This is a genomic window from Kitasatospora sp. NPDC059462 (genome assembly GCF_042749955.1).
Classification (GTDB): Bacteria; Actinomycetota; Actinomycetes; order Streptomycetales; family Streptomycetaceae; genus Kitasatospora.
The window spans coordinates 62151-76110 of sequence record NZ_JBHYUU010000018.1; the positions used below are offsets into that span (position 1 = coordinate 62151).

Below are 13960 nucleotides of genomic sequence, written 5' to 3' on the forward strand. Positions count from 1 at the left end.
CCGCCTCTCCCCCCTCTCGCGCCCCCCCCCCCCCCCCCCCGCTGCCGGGCCCCCGGCGCTCTCGGGGGGGCCGCGCCCGCGGGGGGGGGGGGGGGGCCCGCCCGGTACGGGGGGAGGCCTCCCGTCAGGCGTCCAGCTTCTGCGGCTCGTCGCGCTCGTCCGGCTCGGCCAGGGCGGCCCGCTTGGAGGCCATCAGGCTGGTGACGGTGGTGACCCCGAGGACGACCACGATGAAGCCCAGCGAGAACGGGATGCCGATCTCCGGCACGTGCACGCCCTGCTCGTGCAGCGCGTGCAGCACCAGCTTCACGCCGATGAAGCCGAGGATCACCGACAGGCCGTACGAGAGGTGGACCAGCTTCTTCAGCAGGCCGCCGATCAGGAAGTACAGCTGGCGCAGGCCCATCAGGGCGAAGGCGTTGGCGGTGAAGACGATGTACGGGTCCTGGGTCAGACCGAAGATCGCCGGGATCGAGTCCAGCGCGAACAGGACGTCGGTGGTGCCGATCGCCAGCATGACGATCAGCATCGGCGTCATCAGCCGGCGGCCGTTCTCCCGGATGAAGAGCTTGGTGCCGTGGTACTTGTCGGTCGACGGGAAGCGCTTCTCGATCGACTTGAGGAGGCGGTTCTCCTCGAACTCCTCGTCCTCCTCGTCGGCCCGCGCCTCCTTGATCAGCTTCCACGCCGTCCAGATCAGGAAGCCGCCGAAGATGAAGAAGACCCAGGAGAACTGGGCGACCAGCGCGGCGCCGCCGGCGATGAAGACCGCGCGCAGCACCAGGGCGATGATCACACCGAACATCAGCACGCGCTGCTGGTAGATCCTGGGCACCGCGAACTTGCCCATGATCAGGATGAAGACGAAGAGGTTGTCGACGCTGAGCGACTTCTCGGTGATGTAGCCGGCGAAGAACTCACCGGCGGGCGTCGCGCCGGAGTGCCACCAGAGGAAACCGCCGAAGATCGCCGCCAGCACGATCCAGACGGTCGTCCAGATGCCGGCTTCCTTGATCGACACCTCGTGCGGCTTGCGGCCGCCGATGAAGAAATCGGCGGTGATCAGGGCCAGCAGCACCACAATGGTGCCGACCCAGAGGCTTACGGAAACGTCCACTACTGCTCCTCCGGCAGGTAGGCGAGACAGTCATCGTCACTGCCGGAGGTCTCTTCCGCCCGTCGGGCGCGCGACGGCGCACCCGCGGACCAGCGCCCCGGGGCACCGCGACGGGCGCCCGTGATGACGGGGACGGCTGCGTGGGAATACTCCCCTCCGCTGCAAAAAGGGTAACAGCATCCCCAAAGAAAGGTAAAGAAGGTAAAGACCCGTCAGGTCCCCGCCGGTCAGAGGTAGGGCTCGATGGCCGGCAGCAGGTCCTGGAACGTCCGCCCCTTGGCCGGGGCGCCGATCGCCTGCATCTCCCAGCCGCCGTTGCCGTCGCGGAACACCTTCGCCATGATCTGGCCGGTGTGCGGGCCGCCGCCGGTCAGCTCGTAGCGGGCCAGTTCCAGCCCGGTCGACTCGTCCACCAGCCGGCAGTGCGCGTTCTGCACCTCCGCGAAGGTCTGCCCGGTGTAGGAGCTGACCGTGAACACCACCTGGGTGATCTGCGGCGGCACGTGCGCCAGGTCCACCAGGATCGACTCGTCGTCCTCCCCCGCCCCCGCGCCGCCGACCAGGTTGTCCCCGGTGTGCCGGACGGAGCCGTCGGCGCTCTCCAGGTGCTGGAAGAACACCACGTCGGAGGGGGTCCGCTCGGCGTACAGCAGCGCCGAGGCGTCCAGGTCGATCTGCCTGGTCCGGCTGCCGAACAGGCCCCGCCGGGGCGCCGCCTTCCAGCCCAGGCCCATCCGGACCACGGTGAGCGTCTCCCCCGGCCCCTTCTGCAGACTGACCCGCTGGCCCTTGGCAAGGTTCACCGACACGGCGCATGTCCTCTCTGCCCGGCCGCGCGGGAACGCCGCGCCGGCTCCACGGTGGAACACCCCGTTGCCGTCCCCCGGCTGAGGCCCCCTCTTCCGGCCACCCTGTCCCCGGGCGGCCACCGCAGGCCAGCCTAGGGCCTGCGGTCGAACGCGCTGCCCGCCCTGTACCCGTTTGTGGCAGGGCTGAGACACCGCCGGGCTTGACCGGGGACGGAACCGGCCACGCCCGGCGGAGGGTCGCCGGGGGGAGGTCAGGCGATACCGGCCTCGCGCATCTGCCGCAGTTCCTTCTTCAGCTCCTTGACCTCGTCGCGCAGCCGGGCCGCCACCTCGAACTGGAGGTCCACCGCGGCGGCGTGCATCCGGTCCGTCATCGACTGGATCAGCTCGGCCAGCTCGGCCGCCGGCAGCGACTTCGCCGGCTTGCGCTCGGCCCCCAGCGCCGGCACCGGGGCCTTGCCGCCCTTCGCGCCGCCCGCGCCCCGGTAGCCGGTGGACAGCAGCTCGCCGGTGTCCACGTCCTCGCGGGCCAGGGTGTCCAGGATGTCGCCGATCTTCTTGCGCAGCGGCTGCGGGTCGATCCCGTGCTCCTTGTTGTACGCCTGCTGCACGGCCCGGCGGCGGTTGGTCTCCTCGATGGCCTTCTCCATCGCCGGGGTGATCCGGTCCGCGTACATGTGGACCTGGCCGGAGACGTTACGGGCGGCACGGCCGATGGTCTGGATCAGCGAGGTGCCGGAGCGCAGGAAGCCCTCCTTGTCCGCGTCCAGGATCGCCACCAGGGAGACCTCCGGGAGGTCCAGGCCCTCACGGAGCAGGTTGATGCCGACCAGCACGTCGTACTCGCCGGCGCGCAGCTCGCGCAGCAGCTCCACCCGGCGCAGCGTGTCAATGTCGCTGTGCAGGTACCGCACCCGGATGTCCAGGCCGAGCATGTAGTCGGTGAGGTCCTCGGCCATCTTCTTGGTGAGCGTGGTGACCAGGACGCGCTCGTCCTTCTCCACCCGCTTGCGGACCTCGTGCACCAGGTCGTCGATCTGGCCCTCGGTCGGCTTGACGATCACCTCGGGGTCGATCAGGCCGGTCGGACGGATGATCTGCTCGACCTGGCCGTCGCCCCGGGAGAGCTCGTACGGGCCCGGGGTCGCCGACAGGTAGACGGTCTGGCCGATCCGCTCCAGGAACTCCTCCCACTTCAGCGGGCGGTTGTCCATCGCCGACGGCAGCCGGAAGCCGTGCTCGACCAGGGTGCGCTTGCGCGAGGCGTCGCCCTCGTACATCGCGCCGATCTGCGGGACGGTGACGTGCGACTCGTCGATGACCAGGAGGAAGTCGTCGGGGAAGTAGTCCAGCAGGGTGTTCGGCGGGGAGCCGGGCTCGCGGCCGTCGAAGTGCATCGAGTAGTTCTCCACGCCGGAGCAGGTGCCGATCTGGCGGAGCATCTCGATGTCGTAGGTGGTGCGCATCCGCAGCCGCTGGGCCTCCAGCAGCTTGCCCTGCTTCTCCAGCCGGGCGAGGGTCTCCTCCAGCTCCTTCTCGATGTCGTTGACCGCGCGCTCCATCCGCTCCGGGCCCGCCACGTAGTGCGAGGCCGGGAAGACGTGGACCGACTCGTCCTGGCTGATGATCTCGCCGGTGAGCGGGTGCAGCGTGTACAGCGCCTCGATCTCGTCGCCGAACATCTCGATCCGGACGGCCAGCTCCTCGTAGACCGGGAAGATCTCGATGGTGTCGCCGCGCACCCGGAAGGTGCCGCGGGTGAAGGCGAGGTCGTTGCGGGTGTACTGGATGTCGACGAAGCGCCGCAGCAGGACGTCCCGGTCGATCTCCTCGCCGACCTTCAGCCGCACCATCCGGTCCACGTACTCCTGCGGCGTGCCGAGGCCGTAGATGCAGGAGACGGACGCGACCACGATCACGTCCCGGCGGGTGAGCAGCGAGTTGGTCGCCGAGTGGCGCAGCCGCTCGACCTCCTCGTTGATCGAGGAGTCCTTCTCGATGTAGGTGTCCGTCTGCGGGACGTACGCCTCGGGCTGGTAGTAGTCGTAGTACGAGACGAAGTACTCGACTGCGTTGTTCGGCAGCAGCTCGCGGAACTCGTTGGCCAGCTGCGCGGCCAGCGTCTTGTTCGGCGCCATCACCAGGGTGGGCCGCTGCAGCTTCTCGATCATCCAGGCCGTGGTGGCCGACTTGCCGGTACCGGTGGCACCGAGCAGGACGACGTCCTTCTCCCCGCCCCGGATCCGCCGCTCCAGCTCCGCGATCGCCGCCGGCTGGTCACCGTTGGGCTGGTAGGGACTGACGACCTCGAAGGGCGCCACTGACCGCTCAATACTCGTGATGGGTCGCACGCCTCCACCGTACGACCCACCACCGACAACCGGGACCGGAACCGGGCACCCCCGGCTCAGGCCGCGTGGGCCTCGAAGCTGATGGCGGGCTCGCCGGCCGGGTCGATCCGGACCGCCGAGTCGAACGCGGCGGCCAGCCGCTCGATCAGCGGCAGGGTGGGATCGACCCCGCTCTCCTCGATGCTCTCGACGGTCTCCTCGTCCAGCCCCGCCCGCCCGGCCAGCTCGGCCGGCGTCCATCCGAGCGCCGAACGACGGGCGTACACGGCCTCGGCCAGCGCCATCCGCCGCCCGGCCGCGCGGTACTCCTCGGTCTCCCGGTGCTCCGGCGGCACGACCCAGCGGGTGTGGTAGCCGCTGCTCATCGCTCCTCCTCGTCCCTGTCGTGGACCTGGTGGCCGTCGGCGGCCCCGTGCCCGTTCTCGCAGACCTTCTGAGCCCGGTGCGCCCGACCCACCTCGTCGGTCTCGCGGCTCCTAGTCTTGCGGAAGACCGTCAGCAGCACAGCCCGCCGGCCGGGGGCGAGCCAGTACGTGACCCGCATCGGCCCGATGCGCAGCTCCCGCAGCGGGCCGCCGAGGTGGCTCGCCAGCGGGAACCGCAGCAGTTCGCCGTCCTCGGCCAGCCGGTCGGCGGCGCGTTCGGCCGCCCGGTACTCGGCGGTCGAGCAGGTGCGCAGCCACGCGCGCACCTCGGGCTCGATCTCGATCGTCCAGGCGGCCTGGTCCCCGGTCATGTTCTCCCCTCTCCGCTCCCCCTCCCCACGGAGAGCAACGCCCGACCGGGGCGCGGGTCACGCCCTCAGTTCCTGGCGCTGTCCCGGGCGAGGGCGACGAGGCGGGAGATGGCGCGGAGGTACTTCTTGCGGTAGCCGCCGCGGAGCATCTCCTCGGGGAAGACCTGGTCGAAGGGGAGGCCGGAGGCGGTGACGGGGAGTTCGCGGTCGTACATGCGGTCGGCGAGGACGACCAGGCGCAGGGCGGTGGACTGGTCGTCGACCCGGTGCACGCCCCGCAGGCAGACGGCGGTGACGTCGTCCAGCAGGGCGCCGTAGCGGCTGGGGTGGACGGCGGAGAGGTGGGCGAGCAGGGCGTCGAAGTCGTCGAGGGAGGCGCCCGGGGTGCGGGCGGCGACGGCGTCGACCTCGGTGGCCGGGTAGGGCGGCGGGGCGTCCGGCAGGCCGCGGTGGCGGTAGTCCTGGCCGTCGATCCGCATCGGGCGGAAGTGCGCGGACAGGCCCTGGATCTCGCGGAGGAAGTCGGCGGCGGCGAAGCGGCCCTCGCCGAGCTTCTCGGGCAGGGTGTTGGAGGTGGCGCAGAGCTTGACGCCGTTCTCCACCAGGCGGCCGAGCAGGGTGGAGACCAGGACGGTGTCGCCCGGGTCGTCGAGCTCGAACTCGTCGATGCAGAGCAGCGTGTGCCCGGACAGGGTCTGCACGGCCTGCTGGAAGCCGAGCGCGCCGACCAGGTTGGTCAGCTCGACGAAGGTGCCGAAGGCCTTGGGGCCGGGGGCGGCGTGCCAGAGCGAGGCGAGCAGGTGGGTCTTGCCGACGCCGTAGCCGCCGTCCAGGTAGATGCCGGCCGGGCCGGCCGGGGCCGGGGCGCTGCGGCGGAACCAGCTGCGCTTGGGCGCCGAACCGTTTCCGCTGTTGAGCGTGCCGGCGAACTGCTCCAGGACCTGCACGGCCTCGTACTGGCTGGGCTGGGACTGGTCCGGGATGTACGTCCCGAAGCTCACGTCGGAGAAGCGCGGCGGCGGCACCATCTCGGCGACCAGGCGCTCGGCGGGGACGACGGGACGCCGGGAGGTGAGGGCTATCGGCGCGGTCGCGGTGGCGGGGCGGGAAGCTGCGGGCACGGTGATAAAGGGTACGCCTGCCCGGACGGGCCCCGGGACCTGCACCCGGTGGAACACTGGGGGCATGCAACAGCTGATCAGCCCGGTGGCGGAGACCTTCGACGATCCGAGTTCGCTGGCGGCGCTCGCCGCCGTCTACGCCTACCCCGGACAGGTGGACCGGGGACGGCCCTGGCTGCGGGCCAACATGGTGGCGGGGCTGGACGGCGGGGCCCGGCTGGACGGGCTCTCCGAGGGCCTCTCCGGCGACGCCGACAAGCGGATCTTCGGTGTGCTGCGGGCGCTGTCGGACGTGGTGCTGGTGGGCGCCGAGACGGTGCGGGCCGAGGGCTACCGGCCGGCCCGGGCGCGGGCCGACTTCGCCGGGGCGCGCCGGGCGGCCGGGCAGGCTCCGGCGCCCGCGATCGCGGTGGTCAGCCGCTCGCTCGGGCTGGACCTCTCGGCGCCGCTGTTCACCGAGCCGCTGGTGCGCACGGTGGTGATCACCACCGAGGACGCGCCGGTGCGCAGCCTGGCGGCGGTCACCGAGGTGGCCGACGTGATCGCGGTGGGCCGGGGCACGGTGGACCTGCGGGCGGCGGTCGCGGCGCTGGCCGACCGGGGCTGGACCCGGCTGCTGACCGAGGGCGGGCCCCGGCTGCTGGGGCAGCTGGCCGCCGAGGACCTGCTGGACGAGCTGTGCCTGTCGCTGGCGCCGCTGCTCACGGGCGGCGACGCGCCGCGCATCCTGCACGACGCGCGGATGCCCGACGTGCAGCGGATGCGGCTGGTCTCATTGATCGAGGAGAAAGGATTCCTCTTCACCCGCTACCTGCGTCCGACCGCCCCCTGACCTGCGGAACGTGATCCAGCTCCCACTCCGGGCGTCCCCCCGCGTGGCCCGTGTGCCGGGTGGGGAGCGTGCGGAAAGCTTCCGCCGGGCAGTATGGGAAGCGAAGCCGGAGCCCGGGGGCCGGCGACTGGAAGGGACTCACGTGTTCAAGACGGTACTGATGATCGAGAAGGCGCTCTCCGACGCGGACGTGGAGCTCGTCACCACGCTCCACAGTGAGGAGAAGGTGTCCTTCGTCGTCCTGATGCAGCCGCGCGGCAAGCAGGACGAGCTGCTGCGGGCGCTGGACGACGTCGCCCTCGGCCACCTGGACAAGGTGGTGCGCGAGCACGACGAGTCCGAGAGCGGGCCGACGCTCGCCACCGAGTCGCTGGAGCACAGCCTGCGCCACCTGCGGCAGGCCGGGGCCGAGGCGGTCGGCGAGCTGGTCGAGGAGAAGCCGCTGGACCGGCTGCGCGCCGTGGTCGAGGAGCACCAGGCCGACGAGGTGGTGGTGCTCACCTCCCCGCACTTCGTGGAGGAGTTCTTCCACCGCGACTGGGCCTCCCAGGCCCGCCACAAGGTGGGTGTCCCGGTGCTGCGGCTGTTCGCCAGCGACTCCTGAGGAAGGCCCGACGTGGTGCAGAATCGTCCTTGCGGTCCGGCCGCGAGGACGATGCGCACGTCGTCCGCCCTCCCCTGATCCCCGCCCGTACGGAGCCCCGCCTTGAACGACGCCGCGCACGACCTGCACGCCCCGCACTTCATCGGCATCGGCGGCGCCGGGATGTCCGGTCTGGCGAAGATCCTCGCGGTGCGCGGGGCCAGCGTCTCCGGCAGTGACGCCAAGGAGTCCGAGACCGTCCGCGCGCTGCGCGCCCTCGGGGCCAGCGTGCACATCGGGCACGCCGCCGAGCACGTGCCGGACGGCGCGAGCAGCATCGTCGTCTCCAGCGCCATCCGCGCCGACAACCCGGAGCTGGCCGCCGCCCGCGAGCGCGGCATCCCGGTGGTGCACCGCTCCGACGCGCTCGCCGCGCTGATGGGCGGGCGCCGGGCGCTGGCCGTGGCCGGCACCCACGGCAAGACCACCACCACCAGCATGCTCGCGGTCGCCCTCGGCGAGCTGGGCCTGGAGCCGTCCTACGCGATCGGCGGCGACCTCGACGCGCCGGGCTCCAACGCCCACCACGGCGCCGGCGAGATCTTCGTCGCCGAGGCCGACGAGAGCGACCGCAGCTTCCACAAGTACGCGCCCGAGGTGGCGATCGTGCTCAACGTGGAGCTGGACCACCACGCCAACTACGCCTCGATCGACGAGATCCACGAGTCCTTCGAGACCTTCGTCGGCCGGATCGTGCCCGGCGGCACCCTGGTCGTCTCCGCCGACCACGACGGCGCCCGCGAGCTGACCGCCCGGGTGGCCGGCCGCGCCGGTCTGAACGTGGTCACCGTCGGCGCCGCCGAGGACGCCGACCTGCGCGTCCTGTCGGTCGTCCCGCGCGGCATGACCAGCGAGGTCACCGTGCTGCTGGACGGCGAGGAGCTGACCTTCACCGTCTCGGTGCCCGGCCGGCACTACGCCCACAACGCGGTCGCCGCGCTGGCCGCCGGCGTGGCGCTGGGCGTCCCCGCCGCCGACCTGGCCAAGGCACTCGGCGCCTACACCGGGGTGCGCCGCCGGCTCCAGCTCAAGGGCGAGGCGGGCGGCGTCCAGGTGATCGACTCCTACGCCCACCACCCGACCGAGATGACCGCCGACCTGGAGGCGATCCGGGAGGCCACCGGGGGGCGGGTCCTGGTCGTCTTCCAGCCGCACCTGTTCAGCCGCACCCAGCAGCTCGCCGAGGAGATGGGCGCCGCGCTGGCGCTGGCCGACGCCTCCGTGGTGCTCGACATCTACCCGGCCCGCGAGGACCCGATCCCCGGGGTGACCAGCGAGCTGATCATCGACGCGGCCCGCCGCGCCGGTGCCGAGGTCACCGCCGAGCACGACTTCGCCGCCGCCCCCGCGGTGCTGGCCGGCCTGGCCCGTCCGGGCGACCTGCTGCTCACCATGGGCGCCGGTGACGTCACCAACCTGGGCCCGGAAATCCTCGGGCACCTCGCGAACGTTGCCACCAACGTCTGAGTCCCCCGACCGGGAGCCGTCATGAGCTACGAGATCGAGAAGACCGACGCCGAGTGGCGCGCCCAGCTCACCCCGGAGGAGTACCACGTCCTCCGGGAGGCCGGGACCGAGCGCCCGTTCGTCGGCGAGTACACCGACACCAAGACCGTCGGCGTCTACGCCTGCCGGGCCTGCGGCACCGAACTGTTCAGCTCGGAGACCAAGTTCGACAGCCACTGCGGCTGGCCGTCCTACTACGCGCCGCTGGCCGGGGACCGCGTCCAGTACATCGAGGACACCTCGCTCGGCATGCGCCGGGTCGAGGTCCGCTGCGCCCGCTGCGGAGGCCACCTGGGCCACGTCTTCGAGGGCGAGGGCTACGGCACGCCGACCGACCAGCGCTACTGCATCAACTCGATCTCGCTCACGCTGAGGCCGGCGGAGTGACGAGGAGCGCGTGAGCGGCCCGGGCACCCGAGCAGGGGTGCCCGGGCCTTCGGCTATCCGGGGACCGGGGTGAAGCGGACCGGGAGGCGGACCAGGGCGCGGTGGAAGGGGCCGGGGCGCCAGTGCAGGGCGTCGGCGGGCTCGGCGAGGTCGAGGTCGCCGATCCGGCTGGTCAGCTGCTCGATCGCGGTGATCGCGATCAGCAGGGCCGGGTCACGGGCTGGGCAGGCGTGCGGGCCGGCCGCCCAGGCCAGGTGGGCGGACTCGCCGCTGCGCACGCCGGCGGTGTCCGCGCCGTCGGCGGGCGGGGCGGCCTGGGAGTTGGCGGCCGCGTAGGAGACCAGGACCAGCGAGCCCGCCGGGATCGCGCGGCCGTGGAAGGTGACGTCGACCCGCGGGTAGTGGGCGGAGAGGTTGGCGAGCGGCGGCTCGTGCCAGAGCACCTCGTCGATCGCCTGATGCGCCGTCATCGCCCCGCCGAACAGCGAGCCGGCGTAGCGGGCGTCGGTGAGCAGGCGCAGCAGGGCGTTGCCGATGAGGTTGGTGGTCGGCTCGTTGCCGGCGATCATGGTCAGGGTGATCTGCCGGACCACCTCGTCGTTGTCCAGCCCCGCCGGGTGGGTGAGGAACCACGAGGTCAGGTCGTGCCGGGGGCGCTCGCGGCGCTCGGCGACCATGGCGGTGACCACCTCGACGAGGTCCGTGTACGCGGCCACTGCCTGCCGGGTGGACTCGATCGAGCCGACGATGCCGGCCACCAGGCGTTCCCGGTGCTCCTCGGGCACGCCGAAGCCGGTGGTGAGGACGTGGACGGGCAGCCGGCGGGCGTAGTCGGCGATGAGGTCGGCGGAGCCGCTCCGCGCGAAGGCGTCGATCAGCCGGTGGGCGACCTCGGCGACCCGGCGCTGCAGCTGGTGCGGCTCCAGCAGCGCCAGGCCGTCGGTGATCACCTGCCGGTAGCGGGCGTGCGTGGCGCCGTCGCTGAACAGGGCGGTCGGCCGGTAGCCGAGCACCGGCAGCAGCGGGGAGTCCGCCGGGACGGTCCGCTGCCAGGCGCGGGAGTCCTTGGAGAAGGTGTCGGTGTCGCGCAGCAGGTCGAGGGCGGCCTGGTAGTCGGTGACCAGCAGGGCCGCGACGCCGGGGGCGATCTCCACCTCGGCGACCGGGCCCTGCCGGCGCAGCCGCTCGTAGACGGCCTGCGGGTCGGCGGCGAAGGCGGGCCCGTGCAGGGCGGCCGGGGGGTGCGCGGCCGGGGGGTGTGCGGTCGAGGGGTGTGCGGGGGTGGTGGTCATGGCAGCTCCGGGGCGGAGGCGGGGAGGCCGTGCAGGACGTGCTCGGTGAGCGCGATCAGGGCGTCCAGGCTGGAGCCGCGCTCCCGGGCGTCGCAGAGCACCAGCGGGGTGCTCGGGTGCAGGTCGAGGTGGCTGCGCAGGACGGCGGCCGGGTGGACCGGCGAGTCGGGGAAGCGGTTGACCGCGACCGCGTAGGGCAGTCCCTGTTCCTCGACCATGTCCATGATCTCGAAGGAGTCGGCGAGCCGGCGGGTGTCCGCCAGTACGAGGGCGCCGATGGCGCCGCGCGCGATGTCCTGCCAGAGCGGGAAGAACCGCCGCTGGCCGGGGGTGCCGAACATGTAGAGCACCACCTCGCCGGGCAGGGTGAGCCGGCCGAAGTCGACGGCGACCGTGGTGGTGGTCTTGCCGGGCAGCCCGGCGACGTCGTCGACGGGCGCGCCGGTCTCGGTCATCGCCTCCTCGGTGTGCAGGGTCGGGATCTCCGAGAGGGTCCGGATGAAGGTGGTCTTGCCGACCCCGAACGGGCCGGCGACCACCAGCTTCATCAGGGTCTGTTCGGGGTCGGGCAGGTAGCCCACCCGGTCCGGCCGCCCCGGACCGGGCGGATTACCGGAGAGTGCGGAGTCCAACGAGGAGCCTCTCGACGAGGGAGCGGTCGGTCTGCTGGGCGCGGGGGATCGGCGCGCGGGCGCGCAGGCAGCCCGCCTCGACCAGATCGGCCGCGAGGAAGACCGTGGCGCTGACCGGCAGCCGCAGGTGCGCGGCGGCCTCCACCACGGTGAGCGCGCCGGGTCGTAAGAGGTCCCAGAGCCGGCGGTGCTCCGCCTCCAGCTCGGCGAGCGCGGACGGCTGCCCGTCACCGGTCACGAACAGCACGGTGAGCCGTTCGAAGCCGTCGCCGCCCGGGCGGGTCCGGCCGCCGGTGGCCAGGTAGGCGGGCACCATCCGCCTGCGGGGGGTGGCGGTCATGACCGGGCGGGGGCGTCCTGCCGCCTGGCCGGGCTCGCCAGTGCCCGGCCCAGCGCGGCGACCTGGACCTGCATCTGGTAGGCGACGTTGCCGAGCTGGGCGTCGGGGGTGGTGAACACCGCGAGCGAGGTGTTCTCGCCGGCCGGGACGACGACCGCGAAGCCCAGCTCGGACTCGACGACGGTCTGCGCCAGCCGGGGCTGCTCGGCGTCGGTGAAGGCGGTGGTGAACGCCCGGGCGGCGGCGTGCACGGTGGCGGTCATCGCGGCGACCCGCTCGGCCGAGGCGCGGGCGAGGCCGTCCGAGGCGGCCTCCACCAGGCCGTCGCCGGTGGCGACCACCGCGTGCACCACGCCCGGCAGTTCCAGGAGCGGGGTCAGCACCCAGGCGATCCCGTCGGTCTCGGACGGGCTGGGCGTGGTGCTGGTGGGGCTGGGCGTGCTGCTCACAGCGCGGCTCCTCAGGGGGTCTGGGTGGTGCGGCGGCCGGACGCGTCCGCGGAGCCGGCGCCGGTGCGGGCGGCGTCGGGGCGGGGCGGGGCCGCCCGGTCGGCGCCGGTGGGACCGGTCGCCGCGGGGGACGGGGGGCGGGGGCTGGGGGTGGTGCCGGCCTCGTGGCCGGCCTCGTGGCCGGCCGGCGTGCCGGCGGGGGCGCCGGGCTCGGTGCCGCTGTCGCCGCCGGTGCGGGCGCCGGTGGCCTCCGCGACGGCGACCCGGCCGGAGTCGGTGCCGTGCTGGAGCGCCTGCCAGCGGGCGGCGGCCTGCTCGGGCGTCCGCACCGGCCGGACGGCGGACGCGCCCGGAGCTCCGGCGGGGGTGGCCCGGGGTGACGCGGTCGGCGCCAGCGGCCGGCGACGGCGGCGGCTGGGCAGCCCGGTGCCGTCGTCCGGCGCTCCGGGGCCGTCGGGGACGGCGCGCACCGGCGGGACGGCGTGCACCGTCGGCTCCCCGGACGGGCCCGGGGTGCCCGGCGCGTCCGTCGGGTCCGTCGGGTCCGGCGCGTCCGGCACCGGCGGTACGACCCGGATGGCCGGGGCGCCGTCGCGGCCGCGGCCACCCGCCGGGCCCGGGCCGGGCGCGGAGGCGGCGCGCAGCGGCAGCGGGGTGAGCACCGAGAGCGGCTGCTCCTCGTCCACCACGGTCAGCAGCCCGGCCGGGATGCGGACCAGCGCGCGCATGCCCCCGTACGGGGAGGGCTCGACGTGACAGGAGAAGCCGTACTGCCGGGCCAGCTTGCCGACCACCGCGAACCCGGTCTTGGGCGGGTTGCCCAGTTCGGTGAGCAGGACCTCGGGCGGGCCGGCCAGCAGCCTCCGGGCCCGGCGCAGCTGGTCCTCCTCCATGCCGATGCCGCTGTCGTCGACGATCACCAGCGCGCCCCGGCCGCCCTGCTGGACGGTGACCGGGACGTCCGTCTCCGGGTGCGAGTACGCGGTGGCGTTGGCGAGCAGTTCGGCGACGGCGATGGCCACCGGTTCGGCGGCCCGGGCGACCACGGCGAGGCGGTCCTCGCGCAGGTGGTTGGCCACCTTGATGCGGGCGTAGCCGGGCACCCGGGAGAGCGCGCCGACCACCACCTCGGCGAGCGGCGAGTCGGTGCGCGCCAGGCCCGGCCAGGCCTCGCAGAGCACGGCGACGGTCTGGATGCGGCGCAGCGCGACCTCGTTGCGGAAGTCGACCTCCAGCAGCCGCGGGTCGTCGTTGTCGTGCTGGAGCTGCTGGACCAGGCTCTGGATCTGGTAGAGCAGGGTCTGGATCTTGGAGGTGGCGCCGCGCATCGCGGAGCGGGCGGCGGCGTCGACCCGCTCCCGTTCGTCGGTGACGGCGGCGGAGGCGGCGTCCAGGACGGCCTGCAGGGCCTGCACGGCGTCCGGGCCCACGGCGGTGGCGTCCAGCGGTCCGGCGATCGGGGCGTTGGGGTGGCTCAGGCGCAGGGCGGCGGCGGCCACCCGTTCGGTGGCGAGGTGGCCGATCTCGGCCAGCAGGGCGGCGGTGCGCCGCTCGGCCCCGGCGGCGCGCCGCCCCTCCCCGGCCGCCCGTTCCGCCGCCTCGGCGGCCGCCCGCTCGGACTCGGCGGCCCGGCGGGCGTCCTCGGCGGCCTGCTCCTGCGCCCGGTGGGCGCGGTCCTCGGCGGCGAGCGCGCGGTCGGCCGAGCCGCGTTCCCGGCCGGCCGCGGCGTGCGCCTCGTCCTCGGC

Annotated in this window: 15 protein-coding genes; 4 read left to right on the forward strand and 11 right to left on the reverse strand. The window is 73.5% G+C overall.

Translation table 11 applies throughout. The features are described 5' to 3' along the window. Positions 1 to 124: 124 nt before the first annotated feature. The 6 genes from ACFXAM_RS07975 to zapE form a co-directional block, all read right to left on the reverse strand. A complete protein-coding gene (locus ACFXAM_RS07975) occupies positions 125 to 1117 on the reverse strand; it encodes a TerC family protein (protein WP_380288565.1) in 993 nt (330 codons plus the stop codon). A gap of 227 nt (positions 1118 to 1344) precedes the next feature. After that, a complete protein-coding gene (locus ACFXAM_RS07980; protein WP_380288567.1) occupies positions 1345 to 1926 on the reverse strand; it encodes a TerD family protein in 582 nt (193 codons plus the stop codon). Between the two features lie 251 nt (positions 1927 to 2177). Continuing rightward, positions 2178 to 4277: an excinuclease ABC subunit UvrB gene (uvrB, locus tag ACFXAM_RS07985; protein ID WP_380288569.1), complete on the reverse strand. Its 2100-nt coding sequence runs from the start codon at positions 4275 to 4277 to the stop codon at positions 2178 to 2180. Positions 4278 to 4333: 56 nt separating this feature from the next. Next, positions 4334 to 4642: a helix-turn-helix domain-containing protein gene (locus ACFXAM_RS07990; protein ID WP_380288571.1), complete on the reverse strand. Its 309-nt coding sequence runs from the start codon at positions 4640 to 4642 to the stop codon at positions 4334 to 4336. Then, positions 4639 to 5013 (reverse strand): type II toxin-antitoxin system RelE/ParE family toxin, encoded by a 375-nt coding sequence (locus ACFXAM_RS07995; protein WP_380288573.1) that lies wholly within the window; start codon positions 5011 to 5013, stop codon positions 4639 to 4641. Before ACFXAM_RS07995 ends, ACFXAM_RS07990 begins: the two co-directional genes overlap by 4 nt. A 65-nt stretch (positions 5014 to 5078) precedes the next feature. Then, positions 5079 to 6134: a cell division protein ZapE gene (zapE, locus tag ACFXAM_RS08000; RefSeq protein WP_380288575.1), complete on the reverse strand. Its 1056-nt coding sequence runs from the start codon at positions 6132 to 6134 to the stop codon at positions 5079 to 5081. A gap of 64 nt (positions 6135 to 6198) precedes the next feature. Here zapE and ACFXAM_RS08005 point away from each other — a divergent pair, with 64 nt between their 5' ends. The 4 genes from ACFXAM_RS08005 (at position 6199) to msrB (ending at position 9502) form a co-directional block, all read left to right on the forward strand. Next, positions 6199 to 6966, forward strand: coding sequence for a pyrimidine reductase family protein (locus tag ACFXAM_RS08005; protein WP_380288577.1), 768 nt, complete (start codon positions 6199 to 6201; stop codon positions 6964 to 6966). A gap of 142 nt (positions 6967 to 7108) precedes the next feature. Then, a complete protein-coding gene (locus ACFXAM_RS08010; protein ID WP_380288579.1) occupies positions 7109 to 7570 on the forward strand; it encodes an indole-3-glycerol phosphate synthase in 462 nt (153 codons plus the stop codon). 123 nt (positions 7571 to 7693) lie between these two features. Further along, positions 7694 to 9076, forward strand: coding sequence for a UDP-N-acetylmuramate--L-alanine ligase (gene murC, locus ACFXAM_RS08015; RefSeq protein WP_380288599.1), 1383 nt, complete (start codon positions 7694 to 7696; stop codon positions 9074 to 9076). 21 nt (positions 9077 to 9097) lie between these two features. Next, positions 9098 to 9502 carry a peptide-methionine (R)-S-oxide reductase MsrB gene (gene msrB / locus ACFXAM_RS08020; RefSeq protein ID WP_380288581.1) on the forward strand — a complete coding sequence of 135 codons (405 nt, stop codon included), beginning with the start codon at positions 9098 to 9100 and terminating at the stop codon, positions 9500 to 9502. 53 nt (positions 9503 to 9555) lie between these two features. On the opposite strand, the gene ACFXAM_RS08025 is transcribed toward msrB, so the two are convergent. The 5 genes from ACFXAM_RS08025 to ACFXAM_RS08045 form a co-directional block, all read right to left on the reverse strand. Next, the gene (locus ACFXAM_RS08025) at positions 9556 to 10794 is read right to left on the reverse strand and encodes a cytochrome P450 (RefSeq protein WP_380288583.1); all 1239 of its coding nucleotides are present in this window, start codon (positions 10792 to 10794) and stop codon (positions 9556 to 9558) included. After that, positions 10791 to 11426: an ATP/GTP-binding protein gene (locus tag ACFXAM_RS08030; protein WP_380288585.1), complete on the reverse strand. Its 636-nt coding sequence runs from the start codon at positions 11424 to 11426 to the stop codon at positions 10791 to 10793. The genes ACFXAM_RS08025 and ACFXAM_RS08030 overlap by 4 nt, the downstream gene beginning before the upstream one ends. Continuing rightward, entirely contained in the window at positions 11404 to 11766 is a 363-nt protein-coding gene (locus ACFXAM_RS08035; protein WP_380288587.1) for a DUF742 domain-containing protein, read from the reverse strand. Before ACFXAM_RS08035 ends, ACFXAM_RS08030 begins: the two co-directional genes overlap by 23 nt. Then, positions 11763 to 12215: a roadblock/LC7 domain-containing protein gene (locus ACFXAM_RS08040; RefSeq protein WP_380288589.1), complete on the reverse strand. Its 453-nt coding sequence runs from the start codon at positions 12213 to 12215 to the stop codon at positions 11763 to 11765. The genes ACFXAM_RS08035 and ACFXAM_RS08040 overlap by 4 nt, the downstream gene beginning before the upstream one ends. Before the next feature lie 11 nt (positions 12216 to 12226). Continuing rightward, positions 12227 to 13960 (reverse strand): ATP-binding protein (locus ACFXAM_RS08045; protein WP_380288591.1); only part of this gene is annotated, 1734 nt, incomplete at its 5' end.

Bases quoted from the DNA above. Each gene is read 5' to 3' on its own strand.
- ACFXAM_RS07990 (WP_380288571.1), bottom strand. From the start codon at position 4,642: ATGAGCAGCGGCTACCACACCCGCTGGGTCGTGCCGCCGGAGCACCGG.
- ACFXAM_RS07995 (WP_380288573.1), bottom strand. From the start codon at position 5,013: ATGACCGGGGACCAGGCCGCCTGGACGATCGAGATCGAGCCCGAGGTG.
- ACFXAM_RS08005 (WP_380288577.1), top strand. From the start codon at position 6,199: ATGCAACAGCTGATCAGCCCGGTGGCGGAGACCTTCGACGATCCGAGT.
- msrB (WP_380288581.1), top strand. From the start codon at position 9,098: ATGAGCTACGAGATCGAGAAGACCGACGCCGAGTGGCGCGCCCAGCTC.
- ACFXAM_RS08025 (WP_380288583.1), bottom strand. From the start codon at position 10,794: ATGACCACCACCCCCGCACACCCCTCGACCGCACACCCCCCGGCCGCG.
- ACFXAM_RS08035 (WP_380288587.1), bottom strand. From the start codon at position 11,766: ATGACCGCCACCCCCCGCAGGCGGATGGTGCCCGCCTACCTGGCCACC.